This window comes from Streptomyces poriferorum (assembly GCF_019399235.1).
Lineage (GTDB): Bacteria > Actinomycetota > Actinomycetes > Streptomycetales > Streptomycetaceae > Streptomyces > Streptomyces poriferorum.
In genome coordinates this window covers 1-2289 of sequence record NZ_JAELVH010000495.1, presented here as the reverse complement: position 1 = coordinate 2289, position 2289 = coordinate 1, and the positions used below count along the sequence as shown (strand labels likewise).

Annotated in this window: 1 protein-coding gene and 1 pseudogene; both read left to right on the top strand. The window is 68.3% G+C overall.

What is annotated here, in order from left to right:
* A pseudogene (locus JGS39_RS38900) lies at nucleotides 1–264 on the top strand (hypothetical protein); the annotation flags it as partial.
* Nucleotides 265–371: 107 nt separating this feature from the next.
* On the top strand, nucleotides 372–2289 hold a 1918-nt coding region (locus JGS39_RS38895), incomplete at its 3' end, for a site-specific integrase (RefSeq protein WP_219574484.1).

The following is a 2289-nucleotide window of genomic DNA, read 5'->3' as shown; positions in this document are numbered from 1 at the left end:
GCCCGCCCCTGGGTCTGCCTGCTCTGCCCGCTCGCGGTGTTCGCTCCCCGGCACGCGGCGAACCTGCTGCGGCTCAAGGCGTTCTTCTCCCGACAGTGGCAACAGATGCCCGCCGCCCAGTTCATGGCAGTCTTCGGCCCCTACGCCACCCGGATCCAGCAGGTCCTTGACCGCTTCGACCCGACCGTGTTGGCTCAGGCCGCCACCCAGGTCACCGACCAGGACAAGGAACTGCCCCTGAGGCCAGAGGAGTTGACCGCGTGACCGGCATGACTTCGCTTTCCACCCACAGCGCGCATGCCGCGTCCCCTTTCATCGGCGCGGACGTCTGCGAGGAGGCGGGCCTCCAGTTGCCCGCAGGGGCTGACCACGTGTTCTTCGACGACGACCTGTGGGACTTCACCGATGTGATCGGACTGCCGGTCCAGATGCCACTGAGCGCCCGGCGCTTCGACTTCACCACCGTCGCGTCCCCGGCCTGGCGCCTGGTCGCCAAAGAACTCGTAGTGGCCATGCTGGCGCCGCGGCATCCGGCGGTCGCGCCGCTGCCTCGCGCTTACCGCACCGCGTTGCATCTGTGGACGTGCGCGGGTCGCCTCGCCGAGCTCAGCCGTTTCTTCCACTGGCTCGACGCACTGGGCATCACCTCCCTGGGCCAGGTGGACACGAAGTGCTGTGAGGCATACCTGTGGCACCGGCGCTACGTGCTCGACGAGAACGGTACGGTGGTCGCCAGCCAGAGCCCAGCAACCCGGCGGGCTGCCGCCATGGTCCCGGTCGACCTGGTCAACTACCGCGAACTGTTCACCGTCGACCAGCCTGCCGCCGACCTGGTTCCGTGGGGCGGTGCCACCCCTTCCGCGGTTGCTGAGATGCCCAACGGAAGGGACGAGAACAAGACCCAGCCCGTCGAGGACGGCGTGTTGCAGCCGATGCTCGCCGCAGCCCTCTACCTGCTGACAGCATTCGGCCCGCACGCCGTCACGCTCGCCGAGCAGATACGAGAAGCCGACCGCCTCGGGGCCCGCAAGTCCCGCACTGTCAGAAGGGCCCAGGGACGGAAGAAGACACGGGTTCAGGATCCGGAACCGAAGATCACTGCACTGCTCGCCGAGCACAGACGCACGAGCAGTCCGTTGACGCTGCTTCCCGACCACCACGTTGCAGAGCGGATCGCCAAGGGCTGGGCGAAGCATGATCCGCTGGTGAACATCTCTCTGGACCTCCTCGCACGGCGGGCCGGATTCAGCTTTTTCAGCCCTCGATGGCTGCCCTCGCTGAGAGGACCGTTGGGAGATGCCCTCGCGGCGGTCGGCGCGGAGCGGGAATTCGGCAGGAACGCGGCCGCGGTCACGGTGGCCGGCGGGGAGGCCACGGTGCCGTGGACGCTACCGCTGCACCGACAGCAGGCCGCCGCGCTGGTCGGAATCGTCCGCACCGCCGCAGTCATCGTCCTGGCAGCGGCATCCGGGATGCGTTCGTCCGAGCTGATGGAACTGGCAGTCGGCTGCCGCCGGTTGGAGCAACCCGCCCCCGGCCTGATCCGCTACCGCCTGGTCAGCAAAGTAGTCAAAGGTCAGGGACTCGGCGGCGTCGTCGACGAATGGGTGGTCATCGAACCCGCTTACCGCGCCGCGGAACTCATCGAACGCCTGCACCCCGACCCCGCCGAAGGAGCGTCCCTACTGGGGCGGTTCGCCTTCGACGTCCGCTACCGGTGGTTCCGGAACTGGGTCAAATCCGAAGCGGGGGCACGGCTCGGCCTCGCCCCCATCCCGCACGGCCCCGTCAACCTGCGGCGGCTACGTCGCACCCTCGCGCTGGAAATGGCCTACCGGCCCGGCGGCGTCCTGGCAACCAAGATTCACCTGAAGCACATCGTCGTCGCGACAACCGAGGGCTACAGTTCTCGCCCCGGCGGAGCCCAAGCCGAACTGCTGGCCGAGGTCAACAAGCTGGAGGGCGACCGCAACCTCGACCTTGTCCTGGCCGAGTTCCGCAACTACCAGCAGGGCATCCTCCCATCCGGGCCGGGAGCCCGGAGCCTGACCGAATTCTTCGCCAGCATCGACGCCAAGCTCGAACCGATGGCAGCACCGGCGCCGAAGACCCAGCGCAGTGACCGCGACGTGCTCAACCTGCTGACCAAGCGGGCCAAGATCCTCCACCTCGGGCCGGCGAACTACTGCTGGTTCACCGACCCCTCCCGCGCGCTCTGCCTCAAACTCGCCGGCACCCCCTCCGCCGACCGCCCCCTCGTCGGAATGTGTGACTCGGCCCGCTGCCCCC